Here is a 16,194-nt window from a genome sequence, read left to right as displayed (position 1 = left end):
GGTGCACACAGCTCCACACCCCTTCTGTCATAAGGAATCTCATGGCCAATCCCGTAGCCGCCCTGTGGAAGGGTGCCGACACCTATCCCGATCGCATCGCGGTACGCAGCGGCGAGCGCATCCTGCGTTACGGCGACCTGCGTGCTCGAATCGCCCGCAGCGCAGCGCGTTTCGCGGCCTTGGGAGTCTCTCCCGGTGACCGCGTACTGCTTGTTGCGCCGTCGATTCCCGAGTTCGCCATCGCCCACTACGGTCTCCATACGATCGGCGCCACCATCATCACGGTCAACACGATGTCGACCACCCACGAGATCGACTACGTTGTCGACGATTCCGGGACCTCGTTGATCGTCGCGTGGCACGAGTCGGCAGCGGCGGCCGATCTGGTCGCGACGAACCGTGGCCTTCCGTTCGTGGAACTGAAGCCGTTCGAGGATGATCCGGTTACGGACACGCCGTCGGTCGATGCCTATGTCGAGCGCGACGAGCACGACACCGCGGTCATCCTGTACACCTCCGGGACGACCGGAAAGCCCAAGGGTGCTCAGTTGAGCATCGCCAACGTCAACGCGGCTCCGATCGCGTTCCGCCCGGCGCTACGAATCGGCGATGAAGAGCGTTGGGCCACAGCACTTCCCCTGTTCCATTGCTTCGGGCAGGTCGTCGTGATGCACAGCGCGCTGACCTGGGGCGGCAGCCTGTCGCTGCTATCCCCCTTCGCGCCCGTGGAGTTCATGAACCGAATCCGCGACGAGCATGTCACCATCGCGTGCGGCGTTCCGACGATGTGGAATGCGATGTTGCAGAACGCATCCGGATACTCATCCGATGATTTCGTCGACCTGCGACTGGCGTGCTCGGGCGGAGCGTCGATGCCGGGTGAGGTCATTCGTGCGTTCGCCGACAAGTTCGGCTGCGTGATCCTCGAAGGTTACGGCCTCACCGAGACCGCGGGCACCGCGACCTTCCGCGACCTCGACGGCGAACCGAAGGTCGGAACCGTCGGACCGGCGTTGCCAGGCTTCACCATCGAGGTTCGCGATCCCGACGGCACACCTCTCGGCGCCGACGAGGTCGGTGAGATCTTCCTCAAGGGGCCGACGGTGATGACCGGCTACTGGAACCGCCCCGAGGCCACCGCGTCCGAACTCGTCGACGGATGGCTGCGCACGGGCGACATCGGCGCGATGGACGCCGACGGCGACCTCCGGATCATCGACCGCGCAAAGGATCTCATCATCCGCGGCGGCTACAACGTGTACCCGAGAGAAGTCGAAGAGGTGCTCTACACCCACCCCGACATCGTCGAGGTCGCCGTCATCGGCGTGCCTGACGACCACTATGGCGAGGAGATCGCCGCGGTCATCGCGTTACGGCCGGACGCCGTGCTCAACACCGATGCCCTGCGCGGCTGGGCGAAGGAACGACTCAGCGCCTACAAGGTCCCGCGGATCGTCCACGTCGTCGATGCACTACCGAAGGGCGCGACCGGAAAGATCCTCAAGCGCGCGATCGACCGTGATTCGCTCCGCGAACTCAGCTCGACGGGCTCTGGTACACAGCAACCTCGATGAGGTTCACGTCGAGACCCTCATTGCCCGATGTTGCGGACCCGCGAGAACGTGCCCCTCGGGGCACTCAGTCGCGCGGGGCCGCACCGGGACGTCGAAGGCCGATCGCGTTGACCCACAGGTGGGTGGCGGTGTCGACCATCGCGTCGATGTCCGACGGCTCGCCGCCGACGATGAACGCCTGGTAGGCCATCCGCGACACCATGCCCGACAACGCCGCGGCCGCGGCCGTCGGGTCGAGTTCTGGATCGGCGATGCCTCGCTCCTGCAACTCCCGAATATGACGAGCATTGCGTTCGACGAACACGAGGCTGCGCTGGCGCCGCCTCTCACGGAACTCCGCCATCGTCGACGACACCTGTTCGAGCACCAGACGCAGGCCGGCATTGCGCCGATACGCCTCGAAATAGGCTCGGTTGGCCGCGGCGAGGATCTCGGTCGGGTCGTCGTCGGAACCCGGCTCGACGTGCGGGTAGCCGGGATGCAGCATGTCCTGGTGCGCTTCGGCGAGCACAGCGTCGAGGATCTCTTCCTTGCTGTCGAAGTAGGTGTAGAACGACCCGATCGAGCACTGCGCCTCGGTGGTGATGTCGGTGAGCCGTGAATCGGCGAATCCGTCGCGCTCGAAGACCGTGCGCGCCGCAGACACCAGAGCCGCCCGCGTTCTCTCTCCGCGAGCGGTCAGGGGTTTGCGCACAGCGCTCGGAGCACCCGAAACCGACGGCACCTCGAGCGCGGTGTCGTGCGCGGCGGTGTCGTCGGTTTCGGTGCTCATCTGAGTCTCCTCGGCGATCTCGGGCCTCACTTCACGACCGGACAGTCTGATCGATCAACGGTATCGGGTCACGCCAATCCTGCCTCGTCGGCCATCTCACTCGCCTTGTCCACGAAGCGGTCGACCAACTCTGGGGTTGGGGCGCCGACGACGGCGCGGTTGGTCGGGTCGTCCTGGACTCGACGCACCACGCCCTCGACGATGATGGCGACCTTCCACAACCCCAGCGTCCGCCAGTACTTGAGCGCCTCCGGATCACGTCCTGTGATTCGCAGGTAGTCGGCTGCCACGTCGGCCGGGGTCGGGAAACCCTCCATGGTCTCGGCGCTGAATCGTCCGGGGATCTCCTCCCCCACCTCAGGCCAGTACGCCAGAGTGCTGCCGATGTCGGCGAGCGGATCGCCGAGCGTCGACAGTTCCCAGTCGAGAGCCGCCTGCACGTCACCGGTCTGCGGGTCGACCATCACGTTGCGGATGTGGAAGTCTCCGTGCACCAGCGACGTCTCGTGCTGCTCCGGCACGTTCTCGGCGAGCCTGCGAGTCAACGAGTCCAACTCGGGGATCTCCCGCGTCTTCGAGTGCTCCCACTGCGCGGCCCACCGCTTGAGTTGGCGTTGCGCATACGGCTTGTGGCTGGCGAGATCGGTCAGTCCGGTCGCGTCGAGGTCAACCGCGTGAATATGCGCAAGCGTCTCCATCATCGACGTCCCGACATTGCGGCGTGCGGGCAGCGGAAGAAGCTCCGCGTTCTCCCTCTTCTCCAGCGAGATGCCGTCGACGAAGTCCATGACGACGAGCGGCACCGGAGCCACCGCTTCGTCGCTGCACACGCCGTACACCTTGGGTACGGGCACGTCCGTCGGTGCGAGCGCCGACAGAATCCGCGCCTCACGGGCAACGTCGTGGGCCGACGCGAGCAGGTGCCCGACAGGAGGTCGGCGCAGCACGTAGCGCCGACCCGACCCGTCAGCGAGCAGATATGTCAGATTCGACTGTCCGCCACCGATTCTCGTCGCCGTGACCTGGTCGTCGAGGCTGATGCCGTTGTCCGACAACCACGCCCGCAGGGCATCGGAGCCGACGTCGGGGATGCCGAGGTCTGTCACCGATGCACTCACCACCGCGCGGCCAGAGCCTGATCCGTCACGCCGGCAACGGTTTCCGGAACCGGACCGGTGCGGTACGGGCGCAGTTCACGACGCGCGATCGACCGCTTGTGCACCTCGTCGGGACCGTCGGCGAGTCGCAGAGTCCGGATGTGTGCGTAGGCCATGGCGAGGGGGAAGTCGTCGGTGACGCCCGCGCCGCCGTACACCTGGATCGCACGGTCGATGATCTTGAGCGCGACGTTGGGCGCGGCAACCTTGATCGCCGCGATCTCGGTGGCGGCAGCCTTGTTGCCGACGGTGTCCATCATGTCGGCGGCCTTCAGGGTGAGCAGACGCACCATCTCGATGTCGATACGCGACTCCGCGATCCAGTCCTGGATGTTCGCGCGATCGGCCAGCGGCTCACCGTAGGTCACACGCGCAACGGCACGCTCACACATCAATTCCAGTGCGCGCTCTGCCATTCCGATGGTCCGCATGCAGTGGTGGATGCGTCCGGGTCCGAGGCGTGCCTGCGCGATGGCGAAGCCCTCGCCCTCACCCTTGAGAACGTCGGCTGTGGGCACGCGGACGTTGTCGAAGACCAGTTCGCCGTGGCTTTCACGATCGACGTATCCGAAGACGGGGAGGTTGCGCACGATGGTGAGGCCCGGCGCGTCGGTGGGCACGACCATCATCGACTGCTGCTTGTGTGTCGGCGCTGTCGGATCGGTCTTGCCCATCACGATGAGCACCTTGCAGTCGGGACGAACCGCGTTGGACGCGAACCACTTACGCCCGTTGAGCACGTACTCGTCGCCGTCGCGGACCATCGAGAGCTCGATATTGGTGGCGTCCGAACTCGCGACCGCGGGCTCCGTCATGGCGAAGGCCGACGAGATCTCACCGTTGAGCAGCGGCTTGAGGTAGCGCTCCTTGTGCTCGTCGGTGCCGAAGAGCGTGAGCACCTCCATGTTGCCCGTGTCGGGTGCGTTGCAGTTGAACACCTCCGACGCCCAGACCACGCGACCCATGATCTCGGCGAGCGGCGCGTACTCGAGGTTGCTCAGCCCCGGGCCCCACTCCTTGTGCGGATGGAAGAGGTTCCACAGCCCCTCTGCCCTGGCCTTCTCCTTGAGCTGGTCGAGGATCTGCGGGTTGGCGTGCGGATTGTCGAGCTCACGCATCTGCTGCTCGTACACGGCCTCGTTGGGATAGATGTACTGGTCCATGAAGTCGAGCAGGCGCTGGCGGTATTCCGCTGCGCGCGGCGACATCTCGTACAGACTCATGAAATTCTCCTTGTGGTGTAAGGCTTTCGGAGGAACAGGGTTGTCACGCGTTGGTGAGTTGCTCGCGGAGCGTGTTCTGGTACCGACGCATCCCGCGCAACCAGCGGTCGTAGTCGGCGCCCTTGTTGCGGTACATGTCGAGTACTTCGGGGTGCGGCAGAATCAGGAAGTGCTCGTCGGCGATGGCGGCGAGCACGACCTCGGCCACCTCGGACGGCGTGAGCACCCGGCCGGCGGTCTCGACTGCGGCCTGCATCAGCATCTCGTCACCGTTGTCCGGCGACGTGGGCGGACGGAGCAGTGCGGTGTCGACACCCATCGGGCACAGACAGCTCACCTTGACGCCGTCATCGCCGTAGGTGACGTTGAGCCATTCGGAGAAGGCGACGGCGGCGTGTTTCGTGGTGGAGTAGATCGGCGACCCGAGCTGAGTCAGCAGACCTGCCGCCGACGCTGTCGAGATGAAGTAACCGTTGCCGCGTTCAACCCATTCGGGAACGAGGCGACGAGCAGCACGAACGTGCGCGAGCAGGTTGACGTTGAGCGCCAGATCCCAGTCGGCGTCCGACGCCGCCAGTCCCGGTCGGCCTCCGATCCCCGCGTTCGCGACGTAGATGTCCACGGCACCGAACCGGCTCTCCGCGAGCGCGACGGTTGCATCGATGTGTGTCGACGAGCCCGCATCCCCTGCCAGCGTCGCCACGTTCTCGCCACTCGGATCAATCTCGGTGGCGGCACGCTCGAGCGCCTCGTCGTCGAGGTCGGTGGCAACGACCCGTGCCCCACCCGCGACGAGCGCACGCGCGATCGCGGACCCGATTCCGCCCGCCGCGCCTGTGACGATGGCAACATTTCCGTCGATGTTCATAGACGAAACCGTACTTGAACCCAATTTCAGGTTCAAGTACGGTTTCGATCTTTTTCCGATCTGGTCGACCGGGTCAGCCCAGCATCTTCGCCATCGAACTCGAGTCCTCACCGCTACGGCGAAGGATCAGGGCGGAGATGGCAAGTACCGCCAGCGTGAGTGCCAACATCAGCGTCGACATCGCAGCGACCTCCGGCCGTAGCGCGACACGCACGTTGGAGAACACGTACACCGGCCACGGCGTGTACCCCGGCTGCTGCACGAAGGTGGAGATCACCACGTCGTCGAGGCTGAAGGTGAACGCCAAGAGCATGCCCGCGATGATGCCCGGCATGGCGGCGGGCAGGATCACGTGACGCAGTCGAGCCAGCGGCGACGCATACAGATCCGCGGCGGCCTCCTCGAGCGCGGGATCCAGCGACGCGACTCGTGCTCGGACTATGAAAGTCACCACGACCATCGACACCACGGCATGTGAGATCACGAGCCGGAACAGGCCGTTGTTGAACGGGCTCAGACCACCGTCGACGCCGAGGGTGACGTACCACGGAAGGAAGGCGACGGCGTCGGCGATGTCGGGGGTGACGAGCGTGACGGTAAGCAATCCCAACAGGCCGATCGACCACCATCGCGGTCGACGGGAGATGCCGATTCCGATACCGGCGAATCCGCCGAGCACCGTTGCCAGCAGCGCGGAGAGCACACCGACCTCCAGCGACACCTGCACCGAACGCACGATGGTGTCGTTGGTGAGGGCGTCGGAGTACGCGGTGAAGCCGAATGAGTCGAACTGTTGCAGCAGCCGACCGGTGTTGAACGAATACACCACGATCACCGTGATCGGCAGGAACAAGAACAGGAAGACGATGACCGCCCACGCCTTGATCGCGAAGGTGTACCAATCGCGTTGTGTTCGAAGCGGCTTCATCGTCAACGGGGCCAGCGGACCCGACTTCTCTCCCGTCGCATCCACAGCTGGAACGTTGAAGACGCGCCTGTCGAGCACGGTGATGACGGCTCGCACGACAAGGCCCGCGAGTACGACGCAGATGAGCACCACGAGCATCAGTGAGACCGTCATGGCCGAACCCAGGGCCCAGTTCTGCGCGGTCTCGAACTGTGCGGCGATCATCTGGCCTGCCATGGTTCCCTTGGCGCCACCGAGCACCGACGGCGTCACGTAGTCGCCCATCAGCGGGATGAACACCAGGAGCACGCCCGAGGCGATGCCGGGTGCCGCGAGCGGCAGCGTGATCCGGAAGAACGTGGTCCACCGGTTGGCTCCGAGATCGCGACTGGCCTCCCGCAGCGAGAGTCCTGCCCGGTCCATCGCGACGTAGAGCGGGAAGATCATCAGCGGCAGGTAGTTGTAGACGACGCCGATCTGGACCGCGGCACGTGTGTAGAGGATGCCGAGCTCGCCCAATCCCGCGCTCTGCATCGCGCTGGACAACCATCCCGTCGGTGCAAGGGTGATCTGCCAGCCGATCGTGCGAACGAGGAAGTTGGTGAAGAACGGAACGATGATCAACGCGAGATACAACGGTCGACGTCGCGGATTGCTCTTCACCGCAAGCCAATACGCGAACGGGACGCCGATCAGCAGAGTGAGCAACACGCCGACGATGGCGATCTGCAACGTATTGGTGAAGGTCGAGCGATAGTCCGCACCGAACGCCTCGCCGTAGTTGTCGAGCGACAACCGGTCGGTCGCGTACGTGGTGAACTGGTCGGGCTTGTAACCGAAGCTGTACCAGATGACGAGCGCGAGAGGAATGACGAAGAAGAAGACGAGGTACGCCCACGCGGGGAAGGTCAGCCCGCCGGCCCCGAAGAGTCGTTGTCGCAGTGGCGGTTTGGGGGTGTCGGCAGCGGGTTCGGGTTGTTCGTGCCCGGTCTGTGAAGGCGTCAGGATGTCTGTGGTCATCGGGCGCTCCTCGCCTGCATCTGATTGAGGATCTCGGTGCGTTCCTGGGTGGCGGAGTCGACGGTCGCGACGACCAGCCGGTTGACGATCTCGTCCGAGGGGAACAGCAGTTCCGGGAAGGGCAGGTCTGCGGCCTTACCCTTCTCCGACATGCCCTTCACGCCTGTCTGATAACCGATGTACTGGAGTTCGCGGAACGACACCTCCGGGTCGAGCATGTGGTTGATGAACGCGTACGCGGCGCCCGGATGCTGGGTGCCCCGCACGATCGCGAAGTTGTCGGTGAACAGATTCGCGGTCGGCAGCGGATAGACGAATCCCCATTTGTCCGGGTCGCTTTCGTTCATCAGGGTCAGCCGGGCGTCACCATTCCATGCCTGCAGCAGACTGTACGAACCGCCGGAGACGATGGAGGTGATCGACGAGTTGTAGCCCTGGATGGTCGGGGCGAGTTGGTTGACCAAGATGTTGCGCGCGGCCGACAGGCTCTTGGCATCGGTGGTGTTCGGGTCGATATTCATCGCGCCCATCGCGATCGAGACGACTTCCCACGGATCTTCGACCACGCTGACCTTGCCCTTGGCAGGCCCCCGAGCGAGACTGATGAAGTCGGCCCACGACGTCGGTGTCTTGTCGGTCAGCGACTTCTGATACATGAATCCCGTTGTGCCCCAGTTCTTACACGCGGCGTGCCGCGACTGTGGGTTCCACGGCGGGTTGAAGAACCGCTCTTCGAGGTTCGCGAGATTGGGGATGCGCGAGTGGTCGAGTTCGTCGAGAAGTCCGTGCGCAACCATCTGCGGGATGTAGACCCCGGTCGGCACGATGACGTCGTAACCCGAGGTTCCGCGTGCCGCAGCGAGTTTCGCGATCATCTCTTCGTTGGAGCCGAAGGCGTCGACCTGCAGGCGCACCCCGAACTTGTCGCGGTAGGCGTCGAGATCGGCCGGGTCCTCGTAGTCGCCCCAACTGTAGTAATTGAGCTGACCCTCGATGTCATTCGAGAGAGGTTTCGACGGCGCGATGGTCTTGTCGCCACCACACGCCGTCACCGCGAGACCTGCTACCGTGACGCCGATTCCGGCGAGAAAGCTGCGACGGGTGATGCGCGAGACCGCGGCCCTGGGAACGAGCGCGCGCACCGTCGTCGACTCGGTGTCCATGTCGTGCTGTGGTCTCATTTCGTGAACACCCGCGTATCCGCCTGCGAGAACGTGCATGTCACGCGCTGGCCCTCGTGGAGATCGGGGAAGTTGCGTGTTGCGCCACGCACCAGCACCTCGGTATCCGCGTCGGTGGTGACGACAACCTGGGTGAGGTCGCCGAGGAACGAGACGCCTGCCGCCGTCCCCGAGACGACGTTGTCGGCGGCGTCGATGTCGGCCTGTCCCTCGGCGAACCAGATCGCCTCCGGACGGATCGCGACGACGAGATCGCCGCTGAGACCGTCGATATCGTCCGCGACGGCGAAGGGGCCGTCGGTGGTGGGCAGTCGTCCGTCTTTCAGCGTGCCGGTGACGTCGAAGAACGTCTGCTTGCCGACGAAATCGGCGACGAATCGGTTGACCGGCTTGGCGTAGATGTCTTTGCCGTCACCGACCTGGGCAACGCGTCCCTCGCTCATGACGACGATGCGATCGCTCATCGACAGCGCCTCCTCCTGGTCGTGCGTCACGAACACGAAGGTGGTGCCCAGATCCTTTTGCAGCAGTTTCAGTTCGATCTGCATTTCCTCACGAAGCTTGCGGTCGAGGGCACTCATCGGCTCGTCGAGCAGCAGGACGTCCGGCCGGTTGGCCAGCGCCCGCGCGAGCGCGACACGCTGTTGCTGTCCACCCGACAACATGGCGGGCTTGCGGTCGGCGAACCGCGTCATCTGCACCAGCTCAAGGGCTTCGGCCACGCGCTGCCCGATCTCCTTCTTCGGTACTTTGCGTTGCCGCAGACCGAATCCGACGTTCTGCGCGACGGACATGTGCGGGAACAACGCGTAGGACTGGAACACCGTATTCACGGGTCGACGCTCCGGCGGAACGTCGATGATCGACGCGCCGTCGAGCGTGATCTCGCCCTTCGTCGGCCTCTCGAAGCCTGCGAGCATGCGCAGCAACGTGGTCTTGCCGCAGCCGGAGGGGCCGAGCAGCGAGACGAATTCGCCTGCGGCTACGTCGAGATCGATGTCGGTCACCGCGACGTGACCGTTGTCGTACACCTTCGTCACGCCGTGCATCGAGATGGCGCCGCGCTGCGCGGTGCTCACCTCCGTCGGCTTGGTGGCTTCGACTGCGGTCATGGTTTGGTCCTCTCGTAAACGATCTCACCGTCGGCGACGGTCAGGTCGGATCTGGTATTCCAAAGCGAATCTGGTTGCTCTGCAAAGGGATTACGGTCGGCGATGACCAGGTCTGCGCGTGCTCCCGGCCGGATGACCCCGACCTGGCCACGCCTGTTCAGGTGCGCCGACCCGCTGGTGTACGCGGCAAGGGCTGTTGTGAGGTCGAGCGACTGTGCGGGAAGAAGCGGTTCGACGCTCTCGCCGGGTGGAATGCGGTTGACCGCAACCGACATCGCAGCCCAGGGGTCGGGAGTGCTCACGGCCCAGTCACTGCCCATGGCCAGCGATGCCCCCGACCGCGCGAGCGACCCGAACGGGTAGTGCCACTGGTAACGCTCGTCGCCGATCGCCGAGCGTACGAGCGTCACCATGGAGTGTCGTTGCACGCCCAGAGCGCCTGCATGTTGACGGTCACGCCGAGTTGGACGAAGCGGCCGAGGTCTGCGGGGCGAACCAGCTGCAGATGGGCGATGTGGTGTCGACCCGCCGTGAGGCCGTTCGCGACTCGCGCGGCCTCGACCGCGTCGAGCGCCGCGGTGACGGCGGCGTCGCCGATCGCATGAAAGTGGATGTCGAGTCCCGCGGCGTCGCATGCGATGACCGCCTCGGTCAGCACCTTCTGGTCGAAGTAGGCCAGCCCGGTGTCCGCGGGTGCGCACGCGCAGTCGCGACAGTACGGTTCCGACATCGCTGCGGTGCGGTTCTCCACGACGCCGTCGACCATGATCTTCACCGAGTGCATGCTCCAGCGGCGACCGGCCGTGCTCGCCAGACGTGCGGCGAAGCCCGCGACGACGTCGTCGATCGCCCAGCGGTCGAGGTCTCGCGGTAGCCACGACGCACCGACGACGTCCGCGGTGAGGTCACCGGAGTCCTCCGCAGCGGTGTAGACCGTGTCGAGGTCGGCCATGCCGGGGTACTCGCCGACGATGGCCTCCTGCCACCCCGTGACGCCGAGCGAATGGAGGTATTTCTGGGCGGTGAGCAGGCCGGCGTACTGCTCGTCGACGTCGGGCTGCGGCACGAACCGGGAGACGAGGTCCATTGCTCCCTCGTGCAACGTCCCGGTGGGTGATCCGTCCGCCGCGCGCTCGATGCGGCCGTCCGACGGGTCGGGCGTCGTGGCATCGATTCCTGCCAGTTCGAGGGCTCGCGAGTTGACCCAGGCGTCGTGGTGATCGCGGTTGAGGAGGAACGCCGGACGGTCGTCGACGACGGCGTCGAGGGCGCTCGCCGTGGGGCAGCCTCGATCGAAGTGACTCATCGTCCAGCCCGAGCCGACGATCCACTCCCGGTCGGTGGCGCGCGCATTCACGGCGATCGCGTCGAGCGTCTGCGCGGCATCGTCGGCGTCGGTCAGGTCGCACGCGTTGCGATCCACGCCCGCTGACAACGCATGGATGTGCGCATCGGTGAATCCCGGGTGCAGGAGCCGTCCGGCCAGGTCGACGCGCTCGGCCGACGGAATCTGCGCCACGACGCGATCGACGGCGCCGACCGCGACCACTCGCCCGGACCGTACGCCGACCGCCATGTCGTCGTGAAGGCGATGCCCGTCGAAGACCGGACCCGAGTGGAAAACGGTGTCCGGAAGCGGTACTGCCACGAGCGTTGCGATCCTTCCGTGCCGACAGCCTGGGTCGACGGCCTCGCGACCGCCGACTGCGGCAAGCTCCCCCAAGCGGTTGCTAGACTGCCGAAATCCGATGTACTTGCCGAGAATCGTCACTGATTCCGCAGGTTTTCTCCATCTGAACGGACGCTTCTTAATCTGCTCGCAACATTCGGTGGCTTACGGTCTGTGGCATGCGCAATGGAGAAGTCTCGTTCTGGTATTCGACAATCGATCCCGTCCGGCGTCGTTCGCCCCTGGGTGGAGACCTCGACGTCGACATCGCCATCGTCGGCGGCGGGCTCACCGGTCTGTGGTCGGCGTACTACCTCCGTGAGGCGCTTCCGGACGCTCGCATCGTGGTGCTCGAGAAGGAGTTCTGCGGCTTCGGCGCATCCGGGCGCAATGGCGGCTGGTTGTCGGCAGAGGTGCCGGGTAACCGGTCGCACTATGCCGACATCGCCACGTCACGCGGCCGTGACGGCCTCGAAGCGAATCGTCGACTCACCGCCACCATGCGCTCAGGTGTCGACGAGGTACTCGCTCGCGTCGCCGCCGAACACATCGACTGCGACGCGGTGAAGTCGGGCGTGCTCCACATCGCGCGCTGTCCGGCGCAGGAGTCGCGACTGCGTGACGAGCTCGACGCCGAACATCATTTCGGCGCGAGCGACTGGGAGTACCTCGACGCCGACGCCGTCGCGGATCGACTCTCGATCCGCGGCGCGCAAGCGGCGATGTTCTCGCCGCAGTGCGCACGGGTGAATCCGATGAAACTCACCCGTGGCGTGGCCGACGCCGTCGAGCGCCGCGGGGTGGCGATTCACGAGGACACCGCCGTCGTCGAGATCAGCCCGCGATCGGTCCGCACCGACCGCGGGACCGTTCGTGCCGAGACCATCCTGGTCTGCCTCGAAGGCTTCACCGCGACCATGCCCGGGCGACACCGCGCACTACTCCCCCTCAACTCGTCGATGATCGTGACCGAGGTGCTCCCGGAGGCGATGTGGGACGAGATCGGTTGGGAGGGAGCAGAACTGCTCGGCGAGACGGCACACGCCTACACCTATTCGCAACGCACCGCCGACGGTCGAATCGCGCTCGGCGGACGCGGCGTGCCCTACCGATACGGCTCCGGTATCGACCATGACGGCGAAACCCAGGAGCGCACCGCGCAGTCACTGGTCGACGCCCTGCACGAGCTCTTCCCCGCGACCGTCGACGTCGAGATCGCGCACGCGTGGTGCGGCGTGCTCGGGGTGAGCCGCGACTGGTCGGCGTCGATCGACTTCGACCCGACAACGGGGATCGGCTCGGCATCCGGCTACGTCGGGTCCGGACTCACGACGACCAACGTCGCCGCCCGCACGCTACGCGACCTGGTCGTCGGAGAGCGGACAGAACTCACCGACCTGCCGTGGGTCGCGCACCACGCGAAGAAGTGGGAGCCCGAACCCCTGCGCTGGCTGGGCGTCGCGTCGATGTACGGCGCCTACCGCGCCGCGGACCGCCGAGAGCTGGCCTCGACGTCGCCGAAGTCGAATGTCATTGCCCGCGTGGCTGATCGGATCTCCGGGCGGGCGTAGGTGGTCGAGCCTTCCCCGCTGGTGAGTCGTCACCACTGGTCGAGCCCTAACCGCTGGTCGAGCTTTCCCCGCTGGTCGAGCTTGTCGAGACCACCCCACCGCTAGTTGTACTGACCCGACAGGTTGGGTACGCGGTCGGCGGGTGAGTTGCCTCGGAGTGCGGTGTGGCCGCGTTCGTGATTGTAGATGCGAAGGAACTCGGGGAAGGCCGCGACGCGTTCGGTTTCACTGAGGTAGGGACGGGCGTAGGCCCATTCCTCCTGCAGGGTCCGGTTGAATCGTTCGACCTTGCCGTTGGTTTGCGGCCGGTACGGTCTGGTCCACTTGTGCTTGATCTTGTTGTCGTGCAACAAGTCCCGAAATATGCGGGACCGGTAACACGACCCGTTGTCGGTCATCACTCGCGCGGTGGTGACACCGATCGAGGCGAAGTGCGCCAACGCCCGAGTCATGAACGCGGTCGCGGTTTCCTTCTTCTCATCAGCGAGGATCTCGGAGTAGGCGTAGCGGGAGTGGTCGTCGACGGCGTGATGCAGATACGCGTACCCCAGGTTGGGGCGGCCAGCAACTTTGCGGGTTCGTCCAGGCTCGCGGTGGGCACTGGAGTTGCGGGTGCCCTGGGCGCGGCCGTGTACGCGATGTCCACCGCCGTCGGGGATTCTGCCGAGCTTTTTGATGTCGACGTGGATCAAGTCTCCGGGCGCTTGGTGTTCGTACCGGCGAATCTCGCGTCTGCGGGCACGTACCGGCGCCCCGGTTGCCGGGTCGATCCACGACAGTCGTAGGCAGCCGTAGCGGGTGAGGATGCGGTGCACCGTGGAGACGTTCAACCCCAGGTGGTATCCGATCCGGGCTGGCCCCCAGCGGCGGGAGACGCGTAACCCGACGACCCGGCGTTCCCGGCGCCGGCTGGTGCGATGCGGACACGATCGGGGCCGGCTGGACCGATCACCCATTCCGGCCGGCCCGTGGTCGCGGTAGCGATCCGCCCATCGCTTGGCCGTGGTGACTGACACGTTGAACCGGTCAGCTGCGCGGCGCAGTGGCCACCGGTCGTCCACAACACACCGAGCCAGACGCAACCGGCCAGTCGGGGACAGCGGTGAATTACGGTGGGACATGAAGACCTCCGGGTTGAGGAGCGGTTCTTAGACAGCTCCACACCTCACTCGGAGGTCTTCCCTATGTCACGTCGACTCGCCGAACTCTGTACCTAACGTTCCGGGTCAGTACAGCTAGTCGAGCCCTAACCGCTGGTCGAGCTTTTCCCGCTGGTCGAGCTTGTCGAGACCACCTCGCTGCTAATCGGGCTTTCCCCGCTGGGCGAGCTTTCCCCGCTGGTCGAGCCCTAACCGCTGGTCGAGCTTGTCGAGACCACCTCACACCGCTCGAATCCCGGGCGCGCGCAAGTGGTCTCGACACGCCGCTCGTCCCTCGCGGCTGCTCGACCAGCGGAAGGCGCGCGGCCGTTCGCAGAGCGGAAGGCGGGCGGCCGTTCGACCAGCGGATGATGCGCGGAGGTGGTCTCTCCACGCCGCTCGTTCCTCGCGGCTGCTCGACCAGCGGATACCGCTGGTCGAGCTTGTCGAGACCACCTCCCGCGATCAGTACGTGGCGCCCGGGGCGAACTCCTCGAGCATGTCGGTGACGAGAGCGGCGATCGGCGAGCGCTCGCTGCGCGTCAGGGTCACGTGCGCGAACAGCGGATGCCCCTTCAGCTTCTCGATGACCGCGGCCACACCGTCGTGCCGTCCGACGCGCAGGTTGTCGCGCTGCGCGACGTCGTGGGTGAGCACCACCCGCGAGCCTGTGCCGAGTCGGGACAGCACCGTCAGCAGTACGTTGCGCTCCAAGGACTGCGCCTCGTCGACGATCACGAACGAGTCGTGCAGTGACCGACCGCGAATGTGCGTGAGCGGCAACACTTCCAGCATTCCGCGGCTCAGCACCTCTTCGATGACCTCCGGCGAAGCGAGGCCTTCGAGCGTGTCGAAGACCGCCTGCGCCCACGGCCCCATCTTCTCGGCCTCGCCGCCGGGCAGATAGCCGAGCTGCTGGCCGCCGACCGCGTACAGCGGACGGAACACGACGACCTTGCGCTGCGTCCGACGTTCGAGCACGGCTTCGAGGCCCGCGCACAGCGCGAGCGCCGACTTTCCGGTACCCGCCTTGCCGCCGAGGGACACGATGCCGACGCTGTCGTCGAGGAGCAGGTCGAGGGCAACCCGCTGCTCAGCCGAACGCCCGTGCAGCCCGAATGCCTCACGGTCGCCCCGGACCAGCTGGACCTGCTTGGCCTCGTTGACCCGGCCCAGTGCACTCGACGAGCCGTGGCCCAACAGCCGAACTCCCGTGTGGCACGGCAGTTCTCGTGCAGCGTCGAGGTCGACGACTCCGTCGGAGAACAGCGTGTCGATGACGAGCTGGTCGACGTTGAGCTCCGCCATGCCCGACCATCCGGAGACCACGACGTCCTGTGCGTGGTACTCGTCGGCGTCGAGTCCGACGGCGCCCGCCTTGACGCGCAGCGGCGTGTCCTTGGACACCAGCGTGACGTCTTTGCCCTCGGCGCGCAGGTTGAGCGCGCACGCGAGGATGCGGGAGTCGTTGCTGTCGGTGCGGAATCCGGCGGGCAACACCGCGGGATCGGTGTGGTTGAGCTCGACCTGCAGGGTGCCGCCCTCGTCGCCGATCGGCAGCGGGACGTCGAGTCGACCGTGCTCGAGTCGCAGGTCGTCGAGCAATCTCAATGCCTCACGTGCAAACCATCCAAGCTCGTGGTGGTGACGTTTGCCCTCGAGTTCGCTGATGACGACCAACGGCAAGATGACGTGGTGTTCAGCGAATCGTGTGACTGCCCAGGGATCTGAGAGCAGCACGGAGGTGTCGAGGACGTAGGTGCGTGTGGTCACGTGGGCTCCTACGTTTGTGCGGCACCCGCACAAACCAGTTCTTCGATGACCGGCTGGTTCTTGTCCTTTTCTCGGCGTCAGCCGAGATGGACGAGGACCGGGGCCGGCCCCCTCGTGCTGCTGGTGCAACCCACGATGTGAACCTCCCGGACGAACCGCTTCCCCGCGGCCCGTCACTGGTCAACGTACGCGGATGGCGCCGTTCCGGCGCGCCGTAACCGGGTGTGT

Annotated in this window: 13 protein-coding genes; 2 read left to right on the top strand and 11 right to left on the bottom strand. The window is 65.6% G+C overall.

Annotation, left to right across the window (positions count from 1 at the left end; all coding sequences use genetic code 11):
* The first annotated feature begins 41 nt into the window (after positions 1 to 41).
* On the top strand, positions 42 to 1,574 hold the full coding sequence (locus RND64_RS07035; protein ID WP_049699644.1) for an AMP-binding protein: 1,533 nt from the start codon (positions 42 to 44) through the stop codon (positions 1,572 to 1,574).
* A gap of 64 nt (positions 1,575 to 1,638) precedes the next feature.
* Here the strand turns inward: RND64_RS07035 and RND64_RS07030 are convergent, their stop codons facing one another.
* From RND64_RS07030 to RND64_RS06990, 9 genes are all read right to left on the bottom strand, one after another.
* Complete coding sequence (locus RND64_RS07030; protein WP_049699820.1) at positions 1,639 to 2,346, bottom strand: TetR/AcrR family transcriptional regulator; 708 nt, start codon at positions 2,344 to 2,346, stop codon at positions 1,639 to 1,641.
* Between the two features lie 68 nt (positions 2,347 to 2,414).
* Positions 2,415 to 3,464 carry a phosphotransferase family protein gene (locus RND64_RS07025; protein WP_270485879.1) on the bottom strand — a complete coding sequence of 350 codons (1,050 nt, stop codon included), beginning with the start codon at positions 3,462 to 3,464 and terminating at the stop codon, positions 2,415 to 2,417.
* Positions 3,461 to 4,726 carry an acyl-CoA dehydrogenase family protein gene (locus RND64_RS07020; RefSeq protein WP_049699645.1) on the bottom strand — a complete coding sequence of 422 codons (1,266 nt, stop codon included), beginning with the start codon at positions 4,724 to 4,726 and terminating at the stop codon, positions 3,461 to 3,463. Before RND64_RS07020 ends, RND64_RS07025 begins: the two co-directional genes overlap by 4 nt.
* A gap of 43 nt (positions 4,727 to 4,769) precedes the next feature.
* Positions 4,770 to 5,594, bottom strand: coding sequence for an SDR family oxidoreductase (locus tag RND64_RS07015; protein WP_049699646.1), 825 nt, complete (start codon positions 5,592 to 5,594; stop codon positions 4,770 to 4,772).
* Between the two features lie 73 nt (positions 5,595 to 5,667).
* Positions 5,668 to 7,521 (bottom strand): ABC transporter permease subunit, encoded by a 1,854-nt coding sequence (locus RND64_RS07010; RefSeq protein ID WP_049699647.1) that lies wholly within the window; start codon positions 7,519 to 7,521, stop codon positions 5,668 to 5,670.
* Positions 7,518 to 8,702, bottom strand: coding sequence for a polyamine ABC transporter substrate-binding protein (locus tag RND64_RS07005; protein WP_049699648.1), 1,185 nt, complete (start codon positions 8,700 to 8,702; stop codon positions 7,518 to 7,520). Before RND64_RS07005 ends, RND64_RS07010 begins: the two co-directional genes overlap by 4 nt.
* Positions 8,699 to 9,814 (bottom strand): ABC transporter ATP-binding protein, encoded by a 1,116-nt coding sequence (locus RND64_RS07000; protein WP_049699649.1) that lies wholly within the window; start codon positions 9,812 to 9,814, stop codon positions 8,699 to 8,701. Before RND64_RS07000 ends, RND64_RS07005 begins: the two co-directional genes overlap by 4 nt.
* Positions 9,811 to 10,227: an amidohydrolase family protein gene (locus tag RND64_RS06995; RefSeq protein ID WP_235434392.1), complete on the bottom strand. Its 417-nt coding sequence runs from the start codon at positions 10,225 to 10,227 to the stop codon at positions 9,811 to 9,813. Before RND64_RS06995 ends, RND64_RS07000 begins: the two co-directional genes overlap by 4 nt.
* Complete coding sequence (locus RND64_RS06990; RefSeq protein WP_235434393.1) at positions 10,221 to 11,462, bottom strand: amidohydrolase; 1,242 nt, start codon at positions 11,460 to 11,462, stop codon at positions 10,221 to 10,223. The genes RND64_RS06995 and RND64_RS06990 overlap by 7 nt, the downstream gene beginning before the upstream one ends.
* Positions 11,463 to 11,662: 200 nt before the next feature.
* On the opposite strand from RND64_RS06990, the gene RND64_RS06985 reads away from it, so the two are divergent.
* Entirely contained in the window at positions 11,663 to 13,054 is a 1,392-nt protein-coding gene (locus RND64_RS06985) for an NAD(P)/FAD-dependent oxidoreductase (RefSeq protein ID WP_049699650.1), read from the top strand.
* Between the two features lie 101 nt (positions 13,055 to 13,155).
* Here RND64_RS06985 and RND64_RS06980 read toward each other — a convergent pair whose 3' ends face one another.
* Positions 13,156 to 14,175: an IS481 family transposase gene (locus tag RND64_RS06980; protein ID WP_269555537.1), complete on the bottom strand. Its 1,020-nt coding sequence runs from the start codon at positions 14,173 to 14,175 to the stop codon at positions 13,156 to 13,158.
* 483 nt (positions 14,176 to 14,658) lie between these two features.
* On the bottom strand, positions 14,659 to 15,966 hold the full coding sequence (locus tag RND64_RS06975) for a PhoH family protein (protein WP_049699651.1): 1,308 nt from the start codon (positions 15,964 to 15,966) through the stop codon (positions 14,659 to 14,661).
* Positions 15,967 to 16,194: the final 228 nt, after the last annotated feature.

Source organism: Gordonia sp. w5E2 (assembly GCF_036540975.1).
Classification (GTDB): Bacteria; Actinomycetota; Actinomycetes; order Mycobacteriales; family Mycobacteriaceae; genus Gordonia; species Gordonia jacobaea.
The sequence above is the reverse complement of the archived record's forward strand: the minus strand, read 5'-3'. Positions and strand labels throughout refer to the sequence as shown.

Coding starts and splice junctions, on each gene's coding strand:
- RND64_RS07035 (WP_049699644.1), top strand. CDS start 42: ATGGCCAATCCCGTAGCCGCCCTGTGGAAGGGTGCCGACACCTATCCC.
- RND64_RS07015 (WP_049699646.1), bottom strand. CDS start 5,594: ATGAACATCGACGGAAATGTTGCCATCGTCACAGGCGCGGCGGGCGGA.
- RND64_RS07000 (WP_049699649.1), bottom strand. CDS start 9,814: ATGACCGCAGTCGAAGCCACCAAGCCGACGGAGGTGAGCACCGCGCAG.
- RND64_RS06995 (WP_235434392.1), bottom strand. CDS start 10,227: ATGGTGACGCTCGTACGCTCGGCGATCGGCGACGAGCGTTACCAGTGG.
- RND64_RS06980 (WP_269555537.1), bottom strand. CDS start 14,175: ATGTCCCACCGTAATTCACCGCTGTCCCCGACTGGCCGGTTGCGTCTG.
- RND64_RS07020 (WP_049699645.1), bottom strand. CDS start 4,726: ATGAGTCTGTACGAGATGTCGCCGCGCGCAGCGGAATACCGCCAGCGC.
- RND64_RS07030 (WP_049699820.1), bottom strand. CDS start 2,346: ATGAGCACCGAAACCGACGACACCGCCGCGCACGACACCGCGCTCGAG.
- RND64_RS06985 (WP_049699650.1), top strand. CDS start 11,663: ATGCGCAATGGAGAAGTCTCGTTCTGGTATTCGACAATCGATCCCGTC.
- RND64_RS07010 (WP_049699647.1), bottom strand. CDS start 7,521: ATGACCACAGACATCCTGACGCCTTCACAGACCGGGCACGAACAACCC.
- RND64_RS07005 (WP_049699648.1), bottom strand. CDS start 8,702: ATGAGACCACAGCACGACATGGACACCGAGTCGACGACGGTGCGCGCG.